General features: G+C 46.8%; 19 protein-coding genes. 10 read left to right on the forward strand and 9 right to left on the reverse strand.

The annotated features are described in order from the left end of the window. Positions 1-11 precede the first annotated feature (11 nt). From aroA to B3K91_RS03095, 7 genes are read left to right on the forward strand one after another with little or no spacing between them, the layout of a single operon-like run. On the forward strand, positions 12-1,274 hold the full coding sequence (aroA, locus tag B3K91_RS03065; RefSeq protein WP_292590236.1) for a 3-phosphoshikimate 1-carboxyvinyltransferase: 1,263 nt from the start codon (positions 12-14) through the stop codon (positions 1,272-1,274). Beyond that, positions 1,271-2,053, forward strand: a complete 783-nt coding sequence (locus tag B3K91_RS03070) for a shikimate dehydrogenase family protein (protein WP_214061512.1) — start codon at positions 1,271-1,273, stop codon at positions 2,051-2,053. Before aroA ends, B3K91_RS03070 begins: the two co-directional genes overlap by 4 nt. Continuing rightward, a complete protein-coding gene (gene aroC, locus B3K91_RS03075) occupies positions 2,050-3,177 on the forward strand; it encodes a chorismate synthase (protein WP_292590235.1) in 1,128 nt (375 codons plus the stop codon). The genes B3K91_RS03070 and aroC overlap by 4 nt, the downstream gene beginning before the upstream one ends. Further along, positions 3,125-4,612 (forward strand): bifunctional shikimate kinase AroK/3-dehydroquinate synthase AroB, encoded by a 1,488-nt coding sequence (aroB, locus tag B3K91_RS03080; protein ID WP_292590234.1) that lies wholly within the window; start codon positions 3,125-3,127, stop codon positions 4,610-4,612. The genes aroC and aroB overlap by 53 nt, the downstream gene beginning before the upstream one ends. After that, positions 4,609-5,061 (forward strand): type II 3-dehydroquinate dehydratase, encoded by a 453-nt coding sequence (gene aroQ / locus B3K91_RS03085; RefSeq protein ID WP_214061544.1) that lies wholly within the window; start codon positions 4,609-4,611, stop codon positions 5,059-5,061. The genes aroB and aroQ overlap by 4 nt, the downstream gene beginning before the upstream one ends. Next, complete coding sequence (gene aroH / locus B3K91_RS03090) at positions 5,058-5,417, forward strand: chorismate mutase (RefSeq protein WP_214061543.1); 360 nt, start codon at positions 5,058-5,060, stop codon at positions 5,415-5,417. The genes aroQ and aroH overlap by 4 nt, the downstream gene beginning before the upstream one ends. Then, positions 5,414-6,178, forward strand: coding sequence for a prephenate dehydrogenase (locus B3K91_RS03095; RefSeq protein ID WP_214061542.1), 765 nt, complete (start codon positions 5,414-5,416; stop codon positions 6,176-6,178). The genes aroH and B3K91_RS03095 overlap by 4 nt, the downstream gene beginning before the upstream one ends. 99 nt (positions 6,179-6,277) lie before the next feature. On the opposite strand, the gene B3K91_RS03100 is transcribed toward B3K91_RS03095, so the two are convergent. From B3K91_RS03100 to B3K91_RS03115, 4 genes are all read right to left on the reverse strand, one after another. Next, on the reverse strand, positions 6,278-6,712 hold the full coding sequence (locus B3K91_RS03100) for a hypothetical protein (protein ID WP_292590233.1): 435 nt from the start codon (positions 6,710-6,712) through the stop codon (positions 6,278-6,280). Positions 6,713-6,918: 206 nt separating this feature from the next. Continuing rightward, positions 6,919-7,047, reverse strand: a complete 129-nt coding sequence (locus B3K91_RS03105; protein WP_292590232.1) for a hypothetical protein — start codon at positions 7,045-7,047, stop codon at positions 6,919-6,921. Positions 7,048-7,058: 11 nt separating this feature from the next. Then, complete coding sequence (locus B3K91_RS03110; protein WP_292593972.1) at positions 7,059-7,679, reverse strand: hypothetical protein; 621 nt, start codon at positions 7,677-7,679, stop codon at positions 7,059-7,061. Between the two features lie 71 nt (positions 7,680-7,750). Further along, positions 7,751-8,548, reverse strand: a complete 798-nt coding sequence (locus tag B3K91_RS03115) for a hypothetical protein (protein ID WP_292590231.1) — start codon at positions 8,546-8,548, stop codon at positions 7,751-7,753. 117 nt (positions 8,549-8,665) lie between these two features. Between B3K91_RS03115 and B3K91_RS03120 the strand changes: the two genes are divergently transcribed. Continuing rightward, positions 8,666-9,319: a YggS family pyridoxal phosphate-dependent enzyme gene (locus B3K91_RS03120; protein ID WP_214060857.1), complete on the forward strand. Its 654-nt coding sequence runs from the start codon at positions 8,666-8,668 to the stop codon at positions 9,317-9,319. Between the two features lie 114 nt (positions 9,320-9,433). On the opposite strand, the gene B3K91_RS03125 is transcribed toward B3K91_RS03120, so the two are convergent. The 4 genes from B3K91_RS03125 to B3K91_RS03140 all read right to left on the reverse strand — a co-directional run bounded on the left by B3K91_RS03125 (position 9,434) and on the right by B3K91_RS03140 (position 14,121). Beyond that, positions 9,434-11,593, reverse strand: a complete 2,160-nt coding sequence (locus tag B3K91_RS03125) for a Tex family protein (protein WP_292590230.1) — start codon at positions 11,591-11,593, stop codon at positions 9,434-9,436. Next, on the reverse strand, positions 11,586-12,530 hold the full coding sequence (locus B3K91_RS03130) for a pyruvate kinase (protein ID WP_099829571.1): 945 nt from the start codon (positions 12,528-12,530) through the stop codon (positions 11,586-11,588). The genes B3K91_RS03125 and B3K91_RS03130 overlap by 8 nt, the downstream gene beginning before the upstream one ends. 171 nt (positions 12,531-12,701) lie before the next feature. Further along, complete coding sequence (locus B3K91_RS03135) at positions 12,702-13,604, reverse strand: HD-GYP domain-containing protein (protein ID WP_292593510.1); 903 nt, start codon at positions 13,602-13,604, stop codon at positions 12,702-12,704. Between the two features lie 139 nt (positions 13,605-13,743). Further along, positions 13,744-14,121, reverse strand: a complete 378-nt coding sequence (locus B3K91_RS03140; protein ID WP_292593509.1) for a hypothetical protein — start codon at positions 14,119-14,121, stop codon at positions 13,744-13,746. 176 nt (positions 14,122-14,297) lie between these two features. Here B3K91_RS03140 and B3K91_RS03145 point away from each other — a divergent pair, with 176 nt between their 5' ends. Together B3K91_RS03145 and B3K91_RS03150 are read left to right on the forward strand one after the other, a co-directional pair. Continuing rightward, positions 14,298-14,918: a cyclase family protein gene (locus tag B3K91_RS03145; RefSeq protein WP_292593508.1), complete on the forward strand. Its 621-nt coding sequence runs from the start codon at positions 14,298-14,300 to the stop codon at positions 14,916-14,918. 14 nt (positions 14,919-14,932) lie between these two features. Next, positions 14,933-15,865 carry an MBL fold metallo-hydrolase gene (locus tag B3K91_RS03150; RefSeq protein ID WP_214060862.1) on the forward strand — a complete coding sequence of 311 codons (933 nt, stop codon included), beginning with the start codon at positions 14,933-14,935 and terminating at the stop codon, positions 15,863-15,865. A 360-nt stretch (positions 15,866-16,225) separates the two neighbouring features. On the opposite strand, the gene dctP is transcribed toward B3K91_RS03150, so the two are convergent. Further along, positions 16,226-17,269, reverse strand: a 1,044-nt coding sequence (dctP, locus tag B3K91_RS03155) for a TRAP transporter substrate-binding protein DctP (protein ID WP_292593973.1), incomplete at its 5' end; no start/stop codon positions are given.

Below are 17,269 nucleotides of genomic sequence, written 5' to 3' on the forward strand. Positions count from 1 at the left end.
GGGAGGACAAAATGAGATTGCTGCCTTCAAAGAAAGTTGCCGGTGAAATAGCCGTGCCTCCTGATAAATCAATCTCCCATAGGGCACTAATGATGTGTTCGATGTGCAGTGGCGTAAGTGTCGTCCATAACCTGCTTGAAAGCGAGGATACTCTAAGGACTTTCAGGATTATCAGCGAACTTGGAGGAGGTTTCAACGGAGATTTCGACAGACTTGAAATATCTCAGGCGTCGTGGAAAGAGTCGTCTGAGCCGCTTTATTGCGGGAATTCCGGAACTACTGCAAGACTGATGGCCGGAGTTCTTGCGGGCAAGAGAGGAACTCACATCCTTTTCGGCGATGAATCCCTATCGGTGAGACCCATGAGGAGAGTAATCGCCCCGCTGAAAGAGATGGGGGCAAGGATATCGGCGAGGCAAGAAGATTCGCTTCTTCCAATGTGCATAGCCGGCGGAGAACTGAATGGGTACGATCATTCTCTTTCAGTGGCAAGTGCTCAGGTAAAGAGCGCGATCTTGCTGGCAGGCATTCAAGCAGAAGGAGTCACAACTGTTACGGAGCCTCACTGCAGCAGAGATCACACAGAGAGGTTGCTTCAATCCATGGGCGCCAGAATAAGTGTGAATGAGAAGAGGGTTGAAGTGGAAAGGAGCGAGCTTCTACCGGTTCGATTTTCGATACCCGGGGACATCTCTTCGGCCGCCTTTCTGATAGCTCTGGCGGTTCTTCATGAAAACGGCAAGCTGACGATTCGAAATGTCGGATTGAATGGAGGGAGGACTGGATTCCTAAGACTTCTCATAAGTATGGGTGCAGACATCGAGCTGGAGGTTGAAGAGAGCTCTCCAGAACCAGTGGGCACAATCGTGGCCAGGCCTTCCCGACTCAGAGGTGTGGAAGTTGGAAGCGCTTTGATTCCTTCAATGATAGATGAGCTTCCGCTGATAGCGCTTGCAGGAGCTTTTGCAGAGGGCACAACGACTGTCAGAGGGGCCGGGGAGTTGAGAAAGAAAGAGTCGGACAGGATATCCGTTACCGTTCAAAACTTCAGAAGAATTGGCGTAGAGATACATGAATATGAAGATGGTTTTAGCATTGAAGGCCCTCAAAGAATAATGGGAGGCAAGGTTGATTCCTATGGGGATCACAGAATCGCGATGCTTTTTTCAATAGCGGGTTTGCTGAGCGAGGAAGGAGTAGAGATAACCAACACAGAAGCGGTTGGTGTGTCCTTCCCCGGGTTCTTCCAGACGCTCGAGGAGGTCTGTCGATGAGGTTATGCATAATAGGACATCCAATTTCGCACAGCATGTCACCAACCATATACAGCCGTTTTTTCGAGGCCATGAACATCGATGCAACCTACGAAGCAGTTGACATCGACCCCAATGAGTTTTCCACGAAGATAGTCTCGATCATTCAGCACTTCGATGGGTTCAACGTTACGATTCCCTTCAAAGAGAGAATTGTTCCGCACATTGTCTGTCAAGTAGAACCTCCGCTCCTTGCAGTGAACTGCATCTTCCAAGGAAGGGGGTACAACACCGACTGGATTGGTTTTGGAAAGCCTCTGCAGAGGAGACCGATAGAGGAGCCGGTAATGATTATCGGAGCCGGGGGAGCGGCGAGAGCCGTGATTTTCTATTTGAAAAGGGTAGGCGTGAAGAACATACAAATAGTCAATAGAACACTTTCAACGGCAGAGAAAATCAAAGAAGAGTTCGAAGTATCCGGGAATCTGGAAGTCAACGTCTTTCCCTTGGAAGCCATAAGAGAAGTTGCAGCAAAGAGCAAGAGCATAGTAAACGCCTCTTCTCTGGGAATGAATGGAGAGGATACGGGGATCACTGCTCAAGAGCTTTCCGGTAAGAGCCTCGTATACGATCTCATCTACTGGAAGACGCCCTTGATCGAGTCTTCCCGCCGCTGTGAAGTGAAAACTGTTCTTGACGGAAGGCACATGTTGCTTCATCAGGCAATGGAGAACCTCAGAATTTGGGGAGTGCCTTCAGGCGAAAGCTTCGAAAAAACGTTTTGGGAAGTGATGAAGTGAAGTTCACAGTTGTCGGAGACTCTCATGGTAGCGGGGTTTTTGGACTCATTGAAGAACTGCCCTCAGGTGTTTCTCTTTCGATCGATAACATAAACCAGCAGCTCCTACGCAGACAGACGGGCTACGGTCGGGGGGAAAGGATGGAACGCGAGCAGGATAAAGCAGTAGTCAGGTCTGGTCTGTGGAGGGGAGTTACGACTGGAGCCCCGCTCTTAATTGAGATCCCTAATAAGGTTTCCAGTGCAGAGAAGAGTGTGAGAAGTATCCCGAGACCCGGCCATTCAGATTATGCTGCCTGGACAAGATACAAACTGAATGATCTCGCGGTTTATGCAGAGAGAAGCAGTGCGAGATGGACAGCAGCTGCAACGGCTGTTGGATCGGTTGCATCGCAGATTCTTCATGAATTGGGCATCACTTTGTGCAGTTCAGTAATAGCTATCGGGAATGTAAGTTGCGGACTGCCCTCAGAGAGCGGCTGGATTTCAAGAAGAGATGCGTCTCCGGTATTCTGCCACGACAAGGAAGCTTCTCAAAAAATGGTCGAAGAGATAGAGGATTCAATCAAAGCGGGAGATACACTCGGCGGGAGATTTGTGGTTATCGCCGATGGAGTTCCGACGGGAACCGGAGGATACGGGACTCTCTTTGAAAGGCTTGATTCGAGGATCGGCGAGTACTTTATGGCGATTCCTTCTGTCAAAGGAGTCTTCATTGGAAATCCGGACGTGAGACTTAGGGGTAGTGCGTATCACGACAAACTGTTCGTTGAGAAAGGCATGATCGTGAGGAAGTCAAACAATGCCGGTGGTATTGAGGGTGGAATATCGAATGGCGAGCAGATCGTCGTTGAGGCAAGCGTAAAGCCGATTCCTTCGTTGAGAAAGGGAATTTCTTCTGTTGACCTGAGCAAAATGAATGAAACGGCAGCTCCTTATGTGCGCGCCGATACGACGGCAGTTCCAGCGGCTTCGGTAGTAGGCGAGTCGATGCTTGCGCTCTTGTTGCTTGAAGCGATTCTTGAGAGGTTTGGAAACGGGGATTTTCGCTCGATAAAAAGGAGGGTGACGGATGAGAGTCTTCCTTATTGGAATGATGGGCTCGGGGAAAAGCACTATAGGTAGAATTCTATCTTCAGTTCTAGACAAGGAATTCATAGATATGGATTTAGAGATCGAGAGAGCTAGAGGAACTAGCATAAGTGAGATTTTTGAGAAAGAAGGCGAGGAAGAATTCAGAAGACTGGAAAAGAACCTTCTGAAGAAACTCGTCCACAGGGACGAGATTGTGGTATCGACTGGAGGAGGTATCATACTGGACAAGGAAAACCGCCAGATCTTGAAGGGAGAGAATGCCGTCTATCTTAGGCTTCCTCCGGCCGATCTTTACAGGAGAGTCACTGTCAATGGAAGACCACTGCTCAAGGAAGGTAAGGAGAGTATCTTCAGGATTTGGGAAGAGCGAAGGGAGCTATACGAGCAGTTTCCGTCTGTTGAAACTTCCAGTCAGTCCCGGTGGGAAACCGTTGCCGCGATATCCATGAAGATAGCTTCCGGAGAAAGCAAAGTGCTCAATAGCAGCTCACATCCAGTGTCCATATCACCTGGAGGATTCAAGTCAATAGGTAGAATGCCGAACGCGGTGGTGTCTAGAAGAGTTGAAAGGATCTTTTCCGAGTGGATCCCTTCTTCGGCTCTATCCATTGACGACGGTGAAGAAGCAAAGGGATTTCACACTCTCTTTCAAGTCTATGAGTACCTCATGGATCGAGGGCTTTCGAGAAGCGATGTCTTGGTTGGCGCGGGGGGAGGAACGGTGACGGATCTAGTGGGATTCGCTTCCTCCACATTCAAACGCGGTATCCCCTTAGTTCAGTATCCGACGACTCTGCTTGCACAAGTAGATGCTTCTATTGGTGGGAAGAATGGTCTGAACTTCAAAGGGTGCAAGAACGTTGTCGGTAACTTCTACATGCCTTCTGAGACAATAATCGATCCGGTTGTAACGCTTTCGATGGACGAAGGACGGTTCGAGGAGGGCCTCGTTGAGGCCTTCAAGATATTCCTTATAACTGGTCAGTACTATGAGAAGTTCAAGAAGCTGTGCGGTAAATTGAAGGAAAGAAATCTTGCCGCGCTGAGTGAGATGCTGGAAGAAGCGGTGAAGCAAAAGGATAGGATAGTCTCGATGGACATTCGTGAAACAGGATTAAGGAAGGTCCTGAATCTTGGTCACACACTAGGACATCTCTACGAGCCATTATCGGGAGTATCACACGGTATGGCCGTGGCCTGGGGGCTGGAACGGGAGATGCATTATTTCGCGGGGCTGGGTGTTATAGATGAACTGTTGTACAGAGATGTCTCGGATACGCTCTCAGAGATCGTTGGCCTCGATTTTCCGCAACTGCCTGTCGAGGAGGCTCTTAGGCTGCTTAGAAACGACAAGAAAGCAGTTGACTCTGAGAGTGCGGAGATAGAGATTCCTGTGGTCAAGAGACCCGGGGAGTTCGAGTTCTTGAAAGTAAGACTGGATGATTTGCTGGCGGTGGTTGTATGAAGATACTCGTATTGAATGGACCAAACCTTAATATGCTCGGCTCGAGGGAGAAGAGTATCTACGGCGGTTTCACCTACGACGAACTGCGCGAGGCAATAGAAAGGAAATGCCTAGAGAAAGGGGTGGTGGCCGATCTCTTCCAGTCTAACCACGAAGGAGATCTAGTCGATAGAATCCAGCGTATAGACTATGATGCAGTCGTAATAAATGCAGGTGCTCTAACTCATTACAGCTACTCGCTTAGAGATGCTCTTGAGCTTTTCAAGGGTCTAAAGATCGAAGTGCATATTTCAAACATCTTCGCTAGAGAAGAGTTCAGAAGCCGCTCAGTGATTTCCCCCGTATGCAAAGGCACAATCGCGGGACTTGGACTGCAGGGATACCTGCTGGCCATAGAATATGCGGTTTCAAATCTACACTCGTCTTCGGATCGGGAGGCGGTTGAATGAAGGCTATTAGGGGTGCAACATCTATAGAGTCAGATAATCCCGAAGAGATCGGAAGTTGTGTTATAGAACTAATGGAGGAGATTTTCAGAAGGAACGAGATCGGTGAACTGCACTCCGTGATATTTACCGTTACAAGCGATATAACTTCGTACAATCCGGCGACTGCCTTCAGGAAGGCATTTAACCAGAGTGATGTCGCGTTGCTGTGCCTCTATGAAGCCTCTTTCGAGAATTCGGGTGGTGGGATAATCAGGGTGCTGATTCACTGCGAGTCAAAGACGAAGAATTTCGTATATTTGCGTCGGGCGAGGAACTTGCGCCCAGATCAGGTGGAGATTGGTGACTCGAACAAATGAAAATACAGATTATCGGCGCCGGTTCGATTGGGGGTTCGATCGCGATAAGGCTCTCGAAGTGCGGCCACGAAGTTACGGTTTTTGATGAAAGTGTATGCACAACCGAGGCTCTGAAAAGAAAGCATCGAGACATTTCGATATCCCTCAAAATCTGTGAGAGTGCGGATCTAACAATCTTGGCTGTTCCCATGGGTTCAGAAGCTCAACTGCTACAATCAGTTGCCTTCGAAGAGACCGTATTAGATGTTGCAAGCGTTATGCAGCCCTTCCAGTTGATCGCCAGAAAGAGAAAAATCAGGTTCATTAGCGGTCATCCGATGGCTGGTAACGAACACAAGGGTCCGGCCGGTTGGGACGAGTCGATGTTCGATGGCCGCGTCTTTCTGCTTTCTCCCGGGGAGTTTGCTTCCGCAGAGGATCTGAAACGTGTTTTAGAGATTATAGGTGATCTGCGTTCGTCTCCGGAATACCTCTCGCCGGAGAGACACGATTTAATCGTAAGCAGGGTGAGCCAGGCAGCCTACTTTCTCTCTAGAGCTCTACTTAATCTCGGCAGTGATTTCGAGAAGTACACCGGACCGGGCTACGCTTCAACATCCAGACTGGGAAGACAGAACAGGGATATGGTCATCGACATGGCTAGATTCAACGGAAAGAATATCGCTTCCTCGCTTGAGGAAGCGGAAATCTATCTGCGCAAGATCAGGGTCGCGATCGAAAATGAAGATCTGAACGAACTTGAAGAACTGATTTCCGAGTGACTTATCATATGTTGAAAAGAGAACTCGACTCTGCCTATCCGCTTGAATTAACCAGGTCTATATCGAAGGGCTTGGAGGAGATCCCACTGTCGGCAAAAGTCACAAATCTTTCGCCAAAAGCACAAAGTTGTCTATTCCGGAGAGCATAACAACAGATCGAGCTACCGTGCCTAGATTACTGAATCCGTTTTCTACAAAAAAGCTTGCCGGCCCGTTCAGGAATGGACTTACTTCACCGGATAATACCTCTACGCGACTGAACCCGAGCTTTCTGCACTCCTCCAGGACAGACTCGATCAATTCCCCGCGATAGTCGTATCTGGAGTCAGGAGAACTGTAGACGCAGGTAATGAAGGCTGTGGACTGGTCCTTTGAGATTGGGTAAGGGGAATTGAGCGAGGGAATAACTTCAACCAGAGCGACTGGTTTTCCTTCAGCAAACGAAACGAAGCCGAAGACGACTCCATTTCTCCTGGAACGCTCGTACCAGTCGATTTTGCTCTCTGTACCGTCGCCGGTTCCATTGGCGCACACAAGACATGCGTGCCTCAAAGACTCTTTCGAAAGGTGTTCTATACCATCGCTGTTTCCGGGGGGGTTCGTTTCGCTTGCTCGAACGGAGCCACGATTTTCCGACCCGTCAGTACGTCAACTTTGAAACTGGACGAGACCGGCCCCGCAATCTCCGGATCTCCGTGAATAACCGAGAAAGGAAAGAAAATACGGATGTCGACGCTTTCCTACATTAGATTGCATTCGATGAAGTCAAGATCTAGAACCGCCGCGGCCTTTCTAGCTTGCTGCAGTGCTGATGCTTTCCAGGGGCACTGGTTGCCGAAGTAATAGACTCTAAGTGCTCTGTCGGTCATTGACAACCTCGCTATTTCTTCACCAGCGTGTAGACAGTGTTTCCCATTGTCTCATCCTTGAGTATGTAGAAGCCAGCGTTTCTTAACCACTGATCGTACCAGCTCTTCAGGGGCTTGAAATTATATCTTCCTTCTTCATCTAGAAACTCGCCGACAACTACAGGGAGTCCGCTTTTCTTAAGAATGTCGTGCCGCTTCTTGGCCTCTTCTTCTTCACTGATTCCCGTTACGATTAGACCCACACCGCTGGTCTTAACTGACCTGGCGATTCTTAGAAGGGTCTTTGACCATAACTCGGGATGGAGTCTTTGAAGCATCCCAGAAGCGATGAATCCATCAAAGATACCGAGGAAGTTGAAATCGGAAAGGCCCACATTCATAACCCGGATTCCCATTGACTGCCTGACCGCTTGGTTACAGGAAACCCCCACGACTCTAAGTTTCATATCTCTTAGGAGAGGCCAAAAATCTGCAGAGCGGCAGCCGAAGTCTGCGACTATGTTCGACTCTTCGAGAAAACCTACCATCCGTAATACGAAATCCTGCAGTTTTCCTTTGTCTATCTCAATGTCAATAGAAGGTTGCTCTAGCACTCTAGCTCTATGTTGTTCAAGCCAATCTCGTCTTTGCAATCTACTCACCTACTATTAGAGATTGTATCGGAGTATGGAGGATAATCAAACAAAAGTCCTGACTCTAGTTGTCAGAAATGGTAATTCATCTTCACTGCTTCAGTCTTCGACTCTCCAAATCTATAGGCTATTTCTGCTACAAAAGTGAGCGATGCGTCTCTATCGGCCTCGTAGTAGACTGTTTTTGCTAATTCCTGCGAATTATTGTCTAATGGTAGGAAGAGAGTCTCTCTCGAATCCTCTCCTCCAACAACCTTTATCACCGCTTCAGAAATTCTAAGTTCTTCATCTCTACAATACTGTGTGTACAGATCAATTGAGTAGTGGATCTTGTCTGTTTCAAGAAGCCATGAGTGTCCAAGCAATTGATAGTGCTGAATGTTGTATAGATCGAGAGAAATGGCAATTTTTTTGCTCAATGTCTCTTTGTCGCCATCTCTTACTCTAACCTGACAGTAATAGGTCTCTTCAGGCAACAGCTCGATCAAGGCAGTGAAGACACCGTTCTCCGATTTGAGTCCATAAGAACGTACCTCTGCATCTTCATCGATTACATTCAGAAATAGTTTACTTCCTTCTGTGAATTCAGAAAGAGTTACAGAGGCCTTAAGTACAACTTTTTCAAGAGAAGTTGTAGGTCTGGTGAAGTGCACCGACTTGATAATGTCGTCGGATTTCTCGATTTGGTTTCGAATATCGTTAACAACGGAATCAAGAGATGCAACTCTCGATCTGAGAGTAAAAAGGTCGGTGCGAACTTTCGAAATCTCTTCCAAGAGCTTGTTTGACTTAAAAACGGTTGTTGCGAGATTAACGATTGCAGCCACCGAAATCAATACAACCAATAACCAGGCGATGCCCCTACTCATAACATCCTTTCCTACTAAGTATTCACCCCGGCAATTTGAATAATATCACGATTTTCGTCTTCGCTCAAACACAATGGAATTCGATGCAATATAATTTACTAAGAGGGAGGTCTGAAGATGATTGTTGATAACGTGAAAAGACTGAGAAGAGAAGTACCTGATTATGTGACCATCGTAGCCGCATCGAAAACGAGGACTGCTTCAGAGATTCTAGAGCTTCTGGATAGCGGTTTGAGGGATGTCGGTGAGAACTACGTTCAGGAGGCTCAAGAGAAATTTGAGGTGATCGGCAGCAAAGCCAGATGGCACTGTATAGGTCACCTGCAGCGAAACAAAGTCAAGAAGGCCGTTGAGATATTTGACCTGATCCAGACTGTGGATTCCCTGAAACTGGCCGAGGAAATAGATAAGCGATGCGCTTTCATAAACAGGAGAATGCCGATAATGATAGAAGTTAACAGCGGCAGGGAGGAAAAAAAGGCCGGGGTCTTTCCCGAGAATGTCTTTGAACTTATTGAATCGATTTCATCCCTCGAGAATATTTCTGTAGTCGGTCTGATGACTATGGGGCCGTTAACCGATGATCAGGAAGAAATCAGACCTTACTTAAGACTAACTAGAGAGTTGTTTGAAGAGATCTCCATGCAGAAGATCGAGAGAGTTCAGATGCGTTACCTTTCTATGGGGATGTCCGGCTCATACAAGGTTGCGATTGAGGAAGGATCCAATATGGTGAGACTTGGCACGATAATCTTCGGCGAAAGACAGTAGGACGAGCGCTCCGCAAGGGTACCGAGTAAGCATACTCGGTCGATCTTCGAACAGTTGCTTAGGGTCAAGAGTCCCTATATCGATTGAGTTGTGTCCAACGATTTCACGAATTGCCTAACTTCGAGATTCGTTGCTGCCGGAAAGCAACTCCAATCCAATCCTCATTCTCTTGGTGTCAACTTCAAGCACTCTAACTTTCACGATCTGGCCGACGCTCAAGACTTCAAGTGGATCCCTAACTCTTCTTCCCATCTTGCTTTTGTGAATCAGACCGTCCTGTTTGACTCCAATGTCTACGAAGGCGCCGAAATCTACGACGTTGCGGACGGTTCCTTCAAGTTCCATGTCTTTAGACAGGTCTTCCATCGAAAGCACGTCGGTCCTCAGAATCGGTTTCTCCAGCTCCTCTCTTGGGTCTAAACCGGGCTTTTTCAGCATCCCTATTACTTCTCTCACAGTGATCTGGTTAAAACTGTTTTCCCTTGCCAGAGCTTCGGGATCGATTTGATCAAGCAATTCAGTAATCTCATCTTTTCTGTCGAAGAGCTCTTCCGGGAGCAACTCTACGCTTTCAAGGATGAATCTGGCGATCTCGTAGCTCTCTGGATGGACAGAGGTTCCGTCAAGAGCTTCGGATCCATTGATTATTCTGCAGAATCCCGCCGCCTGCTCGAAGGCCTTTGGACCCAGACCGGAGACTTCCAGGAGCTCCTTCCTGTTCTTGAAAGAACCGTTCTCCGCCCTGTATTTGACGATATTCAGAGCGGCCCGTGAGTTCAGACCGGAAATGTATTTCAATAAGTGCTCCGATGCAGTGTTGAGATTGACTCCTACAAGATTGACAACGGACTCGACCTCTCTGTCGAGGGTCCTCTTCAGTTCTGACTGATTTACATCGTGCTGATACATACCTACTCCAATAGCTTCAGGCGAAATCTTCACATATTCGGCGAGGGGATCTTGAACTCTTCGGGCGATCGATATAGCCCCCCTTGTTGTTACGTCCTCATCCGGGAATTCCTCAATTGCGACTTTTGAAGCCGAATAGACAGATGCGCCCGACTCGGTGACTATCATATACTTGACAGGAAGATTGTGTTCTCTAATCAGCCTGCTCACGAAGAGTTCGGTTTCCCTTGACCCCGTGCCATTACCTATAGATATAAGCTCGACATTCAACGTGTTTATCGCCTGAACAACTTTCATCGATGAACCGACGTAGTCATTCTTTGGAGGGGTGGGAAAGATCACGTCATGATAAAGAAGGGAACCGTCCTTTCCGATGACTGCAAGCTTGCACCCGGTCCTATAACCGGGGTCAACACCCATTACCACCTTCTCGCCGAGAGGAGGCTGAAGAAACAGGTCTCTCAGATTTCTGGCAAATACATGGATTGCCCTGCTTTCTGCTTCTTCTCTTATCAGATTTCTCACTTCTCTTTCTATCGAGGGCATGAGAAGTCTGGAGAAGGAATCGACCGAAGCCTCAATCAACTCTTCATAGTAGGCGAGATAGTCTCTCCATCCCAAGAGATCTCTCAAAGTTGGAAGGATATCGTACGGGAGCTCCAGTTTCAGCGAAATAATCTCCTCACGCTCTCCTCTGAAAAGAGCGAGAATTTGATGGGCTACCAGTCTTGATATTGGCTGAGAGAAGTCGTAGTAATCTCTGTAGACTTCACGCTCATCCTCCTTTTCCGTTCGGGAGCTCTTGATTATCCCCTTCTCCTTAAGTAGACTTCTTAGCTTTTCTCTTACTGCCACTTCCTGAGAGAATTCTTCGGCAAGTATATCTCTGGCTCCTTCGAGTGCATCTTCGAGCTTGAGGATTTCCTGTTCTGCATTTATGAAAGTGAAGACAAAAACCTCATCTTTGATTCTCGAAGATTTAAGGAAATCCGCTAGAGGCTGGAGCCCTTTCTCCCTTGCCTTGTCGGCTCTGGTCTTCTTCTTTGATTTGAAGGGAAGATAGAGGTCCTCAACTAACTGAAGATTCTTTGCTCCTTTGATGCTTGCTTCCAGCTCATCAGTAAGCTTGCCTTTTTCCTCGATTATCCTAAGAACCTCATCTTTTCTGGAACTCAGTTTTTTCGAATACTCGAGAGCATCGGAAATCTCTCTTAACTGTATCTCATTTAACTCTCCAGTCTTTTCCTTTCTGTATCTAGCGATAAATGGAATCGTCTTCCCTTCTTCGAGCAGTTCGACTGCGTTTTCTACTTTCCATCTTGGTAAAGCCAGCGAGTTGGCGATGTCCAATATTATCTCATTCATCCGAAGTAACCTCCAGAACGGTCTTAATTGTCTCAATAGGGAAGGAACCGTAAGCAGTTTCATTCGAGAGGACGACACCTGAAAACCCCTTTCTCTGAACGTCCTTTAAGTGGCACAGTTCACTCCTCGTAGCGAAAGGGTGTTCTACCATGTGCTCCAGAACCTCCCCTGCCATCAGAACCGGCTTGTAAAGATCATTAATATTTGCCGAAAAATAGTCATAGAAGTCTACAAGCCCTCTCGGCCCCAGCTGCGCTCCGAGATCTCCACGGCATAACCAGAGCTCGTCGCTTGAAGCGGAGATTTCCTCGATTTTCGAGAAGGGTAGCTCCCTTTCGATCTTCGATGCCACAGCTCTTCCGGAAAGATCCTTCAGTTCGATTACTTCACTTGGACTTGAGACGAATGAAAGAGCGTATCTTATGAAGTCATATTTCTTAGTAGTCAGCACAATTTCTATGTCTCTCGATGAAAGCTCGATCTGATTTATGGGGTGCGGCGAGATGTTCATTCCTTTGGAAGGTCTTATTGTTCCTCCTCTCAGGACCATAGCTCTTGCGCAATCGGCTTCCGTCTTTAGCACCTGGAGTTCTATTCTGCCATCTTCTATGGAGACTTTAATCCCCGGGGAGAGATATGACAAAGATCTCGGGTCTATCAGTATACCCCTGAGTTCCGAACATTTACTACCCAGAATCACCTGTTCTCCGGCCTTTAGTTCGATTACCCGCTGGCTGCGCGATAGTCTAAGCTTTGCTCCCTGGAGATCAATATACAATGGAAGCGAGCAGTTTTCCTCGTAGTAAGACACGAACTTCTGGAGGTCCTCAAGAGTCACATGTGATGAGTTTATTCTTATCGCCGAAGCCCCGGCCATCTCTACAGACTTGAGGAGTTTCCTGTCACTTATTGTAACAACGATCGAAAACGCTCCCATACTGATCACCTCTACTGAATTATATCAGTAACACCATTTGAGGCCTCTGCCTTTTGAGGAAGATGAAGCTACCGAATCTTTAATAATGATGGCTCTTTCTTACATCAGGTAGGTGGGAAATTGAGGTAGTTATCGGCTATTACGGGATCGTTCAATACGCAAGATATTAGACTAAACAAGTCCTTCCCGAATGCAGCTCTCAAGAGCGCTCACAATCTCGGGATCATATTGGGTGCCCGCCTGGGACTTCAGTTCCTCAAGAGCACCCTTGCAGCTCATTGCATCTCTGTACGGTCTTCGCGACGTCATTGCGTCAAATGAGTCGGCTACAGCTACTATTCTGGCCTCCAGCGATATTTCATCTCCCTTCAATCCGTCGGGATATCCGGAGCCATTTACGCGTTCGTGATGATGTCTGATGATGTCGTGAGTATCTTCTAGAAAGCTGTTTTTTACCATCTGACAGCCAAACACCGGGTGAAGCTTAATTCTCTCGAACTCCTCTTTGGTTAATCTTGAGGGTTTCTTCAGTATCGAGTCCTCGATTTTGATCTTTCCGATGTCGTGGAAAAGGGCTCCCATCGCTATGTTCTCTTGCTTCTCTGGAGGGACGCCTAGCTTTCTTGCTATGGCAAGCGATACATCTCTGACTCTTTTCCCATGTCCGTGGGTGTATGAGTCCTTTATCTCAACTTGAGAAAGAATACTCTTCATCACCGAGATATTCTTGCTGATGTGCTTGAACAAAGGTCTTGAAGAAATATGCAGAAGCTTGACATCCGTTTGGGGTTTCAGCTCAATTGGAGCCTTAAGATTGTGGGCGTAGAAGTAGTCGCCATGGCCAAGATGAACTTCTTCATCGGAGGAGTTGCAGGAAATCTTTCCTTCGATCACATAATAGAATTCAAGAAGATCTCCACCCGCAAAGGTATCCAGAAAAGTGACGACTCCCGACTTGAGTTCATAAACTGAAATCTCTACTCCGTCGCCGTGAGCCAGAAGAGACAGAGAAGAGTTTTTTTGGACAACCGTTTCGATCGCTTCGTTAGATTTGCAGACTTTGAACCCTTCCATTCATTCCCCCAAAAAGAGCATCACAATAAAAACTATAATCTAGTACAGTGTATCACAAAAGACGCATAGTTTGCCTAAAACGAAAAAATGCCGTAGATGACTACGGCATCTAAAGCTCACTTTAACTCGCATGACTTGATTAGTCGTCGATAATCAGTATCGGATCTATTAGAAAGACCTTGTAGCCGAGCTTCACCGGTACATAGTAACAGATGGCTTTGCAACCAAGCTCTTCGATTCTCGCTATCGCATCCTGAGAAATTCTCAGAGCCTTACTGGCGAGTTCATTGCCTAGATTGTCTATTAGGGTTTCATATGCGTTTTGTGACATGCCTCTTTCAGTATAAAGCACCGTGAATTTCTCGGACTTCTCTACCGCCACTTCAATCAGCGACTCAATCTGTTCGTTTGCAGTGTTGGCTATCTCTTGTGCTAGATCAACCGAGGTAGCGATATCCGCAACGGCAAAAACCGAAACAAGAAGAAGCAACAGCATTAAGGCAATTCCTTTTCTCATTGGTGTCCCTCCTCTCAATGTTTTCGAACGTATTAATCATATCATATAATCTATCGATTTCAAATATTCCGATATGCTCAGCATTACTCTCTCGACATCCCCACCTGATTCTTGATCTGCAACCGGCCTGAGATGTGATATTCTCATACTAGCATGTAGTTCGAGAGGTGAGGACTGTGGAGAAATTCTTCGATCTTTCAAGAGCAATTGAACACGGCCAGGCTGTCTATCCAGGCGATGAAGAGACTGAGTTGATCAGATCCAGGGATCTGGCAAAAGATGGGTTCAACAATCACAGGCTGAGAATAAGTATGCACTCGGGAACGCACATTGACGGACCCATGCATTTGACAGAGTCTGACACATATATTGACGAGATTGATATCGGCAGCTTCATCGGAAAAGGTATTTTACTGGACGTGAGGGGCGAAACGGAGATAAGAATGAAGTCGGAGTATGAAAAAGAAGTACCTCTGGAGGCGATAGTCTTGTTCTGGACGGGCCGTGACGTGTTTTTTGGAAGTGAGGATTATTTCGTCAACAACCCCTATCTGACGATGGAGCTCGCCGAGTTTCTGGTTAAGCGGAGAACCCGGCTTGTTGGTTTCGATTCATCCTCTCCTGACAGGTATCCCTTCGATATTCACAGAATTCTATTCAATGGAGGCTGTTTGATCGCAGAAAACCTCACGGGGTTTGAAAGAATCGCGAACTATGAGCATATCAAAGTCTTTGCGATTCCCCTTAAGATCCATGCCGACTCCTCTGTAGCGCGAGTCTTTGCGGTTGCAGAATAAAGGAGGGTAGAGCTTTGAAGATCCAGCAGATTGGCAGCAGGGGAGTTTTGTTTACCTTTCAGGACGGAGACTCCCCGATGACTGGAGAGACATCTGTTTACTTGATAGAAGGCAGATATCGATTCTATTTGTGTGACACGTTTCTGGGGAACAGATCCATGAGTGTTGTCAAGAACTACATCCAGGAGACTCCCAGAAAGGATCTTGTAATCTTCAACTCACATTCGGATTATGACCACATCTGGGGAAACGGAGCATTCGAAGGGTGCGAAATCGTGGCTCATGAATTTGCTAGGAGAAGAATGGAAGAGAGATGGGATTACGATTTCGAAAATCTAGAGAGATTTCAAGACGGAGAAGTTTTGAAAAGACTTCCCGGCATTACCTTCAGCGATAGACTAGTCTTTGAAGATGACGACATAGAGTTTCGTTATATGCCCGGGCATACGCTGTGTTCTTCAATATGTCTGGATAGAAGAGAGTCGGTGGTCTTCTTGGGAGATCTTGTGGAAGATCCTCTGCCACTTACTCTTTGGAACGATCTGATCACGTTCATGGAGAGTTTGAAGACTATACTTGAATCGTCATGTCAGACAGTTATTTCCGGACACTCTGGCATCGTCGCTGGGAATCTTATAAGAAGCAATCTAGAGTATCTGAAGGCTCTTTTCCTTGGTGAAGAAATAGACGTTGAAGAAGGCGAAGAGACACATTTGTTCAACACGAAGTATCTCGACTTTCTGCATTATGAAGATATCGCAAGAAAAATGCTTGGCGAGAAGTTTGACTTCGTGCAGTTCAAGAGAGAGTTTTGGCAGATGCTTGGAGTGGAAAGGGAATCTTTGAAATTTGAATCGAGATTGATCCGACAGACTCCTTCTGAAAGACTTGAAGAGATCTGGCCCCAATATGAAGAACTGTTGAATAGCAGGAAAGCTTTGGAATGAAAGAGAGTAGAATACTTAGCAGCATATGAATTCGATGGAGGTGAGAATGTTTGGATTTTCGATTATTCCTTATAATTATTAGGTATCACGGCGGTTGTGGGACTGATTATGTACTTCACGATTGCAAGGTGAAACGAGAGCAAAGGTTAATAAACCAGTAGTGATCTTATATCCCGGACAAGCGAACGCTTTCATGATCTCTTTTCCATGACTGGAATCTTTCGGATGTCTTTGCTTGGTCGTATTAAATTACTGCCCCTCAAACGTTCAAAACGAGTGAAGGGCAGCTTGATCAGATAGTAAAACTACTCTAGAGAGGTATCTCGAATCTGCAGAGTATCCTCTTCATTGATTGCTGAGTTACATCCCTTCCGAGGCTGCATGTATTCGGACGTATGTATCTTCACCCCACACGGCAGAGAAACGATTCTGGGAATAGTAGGTTGCCGCCTGTTGTAGCAACCCGGCCTTACATGGTACCAAGACCTGGACACCGTATTTCTGGGCGAGTTCTCCGATTATCTTGGCTTCACGTGCAAGAACTTCCGTTTCCATGTATGATCTCGCTATGTGCAGCGCCTCCAGAATCCAGTTCTTCTGCTTGTCGTTCAGCATCCTCCATGTAGCCTCGCTAATTACCGGGTTGATCGATTCTATCTGATGTCCGGTGAGTATTACGGTCTTTATCGAATCGATGCATTCTTCAGCTGTAATGCATTCAAGAAGCATCTCAGCACCCTGAACCGCACCACAGCTCATTGCTTCCTTTAAAGTGTTCTGACCCATATAGACGGGAGTTGCACCAAGAGCTTTGCAGGCGTCATATGATCCGGGGTAACAGCTTGAGCAGAGTTTCAGCCCCGCAAGTGCTGAAGACTCTTCCATACTTCCTATGGTTTGGTTCAGAAAGAGCTGATGGCTTCCACAATACCAGTTATCGAGGACTCTTATTCCCGTGGCAGCAACTCTGTCGAAAATCTCTGCCATGATTTCACTATCCGTTGCCCTGTCCATGTGTTCCAGGTCCCCAAAGAGATAAGCGGCTGTGAAAATCGAGAGTTCGGGCAGAAACAGAGAGTCAGATATCGTGCACAGGTTACAATCAAATGCCATCAATTCCGTTCCGTTGATTACACCGGAAAGAAGTTCTTTGGAACTACGGTTATTAGTATGAAAGATCCTGACGTAGATGTCTCCTTTGCTGAGAGTGTTTACGGTGCTTGCGAAGACCTTCATCGCCTTAACTTTCACATCATCCAAGGGAGCGGAGGTAAAGGCGCTTATGAATACGCTGTACTCCTCTTCTTCCTCACATTCACTGTAGAAGCCGTCGACTGCTTCTACGGGTTCAGATTCTTCCTTAGATGAAGAGGCAGAAGATGCAAAATAGTAGAATGAGGGATC

It is taken from the genome of Mesotoga sp. UBA5847, from assembly GCF_002432735.1.
GTDB lineage: Bacteria > Thermotogota > Thermotogae > Petrotogales > Kosmotogaceae > Mesotoga.

Coding starts and splice junctions, on each gene's coding strand:
- B3K91_RS03140 (WP_292593509.1), bottom strand. CDS start 14,121: ATGAGAAAAGGAATTGCCTTAATGCTGTTGCTTCTTCTTGTTTCGGTT.
- B3K91_RS03125 (WP_292590230.1), bottom strand. CDS start 11,593: ATGAATGAGATAATATTGGACATCGCCAACTCGCTGGCTTTACCAAGA.
- aroQ (WP_214061544.1), top strand. CDS start 4,609: ATGAAGATACTCGTATTGAATGGACCAAACCTTAATATGCTCGGCTCG.
- B3K91_RS03120 (WP_214060857.1), top strand. CDS start 8,666: ATGATTGTTGATAACGTGAAAAGACTGAGAAGAGAAGTACCTGATTAT.
- B3K91_RS03095 (WP_214061542.1), top strand. CDS start 5,414: ATGAAAATACAGATTATCGGCGCCGGTTCGATTGGGGGTTCGATCGCG.
- B3K91_RS03105 (WP_292590232.1), bottom strand. CDS start 7,047: ATGACCGACAGAGCACTTAGAGTCTATTACTTCGGCAACCAGTGCCCC.
- aroB (WP_292590234.1), top strand. CDS start 3,125: ATGAGAGTCTTCCTTATTGGAATGATGGGCTCGGGGAAAAGCACTATA.
- B3K91_RS03070 (WP_214061512.1), top strand. CDS start 1,271: ATGAGGTTATGCATAATAGGACATCCAATTTCGCACAGCATGTCACCA.
- B3K91_RS03130 (WP_099829571.1), bottom strand. CDS start 12,530: ATGGGAGCGTTTTCGATCGTTGTTACAATAAGTGACAGGAAACTCCTC.
- B3K91_RS03135 (WP_292593510.1), bottom strand. CDS start 13,604: ATGGAAGGGTTCAAAGTCTGCAAATCTAACGAAGCGATCGAAACGGTT.
- aroA (WP_292590236.1), top strand. CDS start 12: ATGAGATTGCTGCCTTCAAAGAAAGTTGCCGGTGAAATAGCCGTGCCT.
- aroH (WP_214061543.1), top strand. CDS start 5,058: ATGAAGGCTATTAGGGGTGCAACATCTATAGAGTCAGATAATCCCGAA.
- B3K91_RS03115 (WP_292590231.1), bottom strand. CDS start 8,548: ATGAGTAGGGGCATCGCCTGGTTATTGGTTGTATTGATTTCGGTGGCT.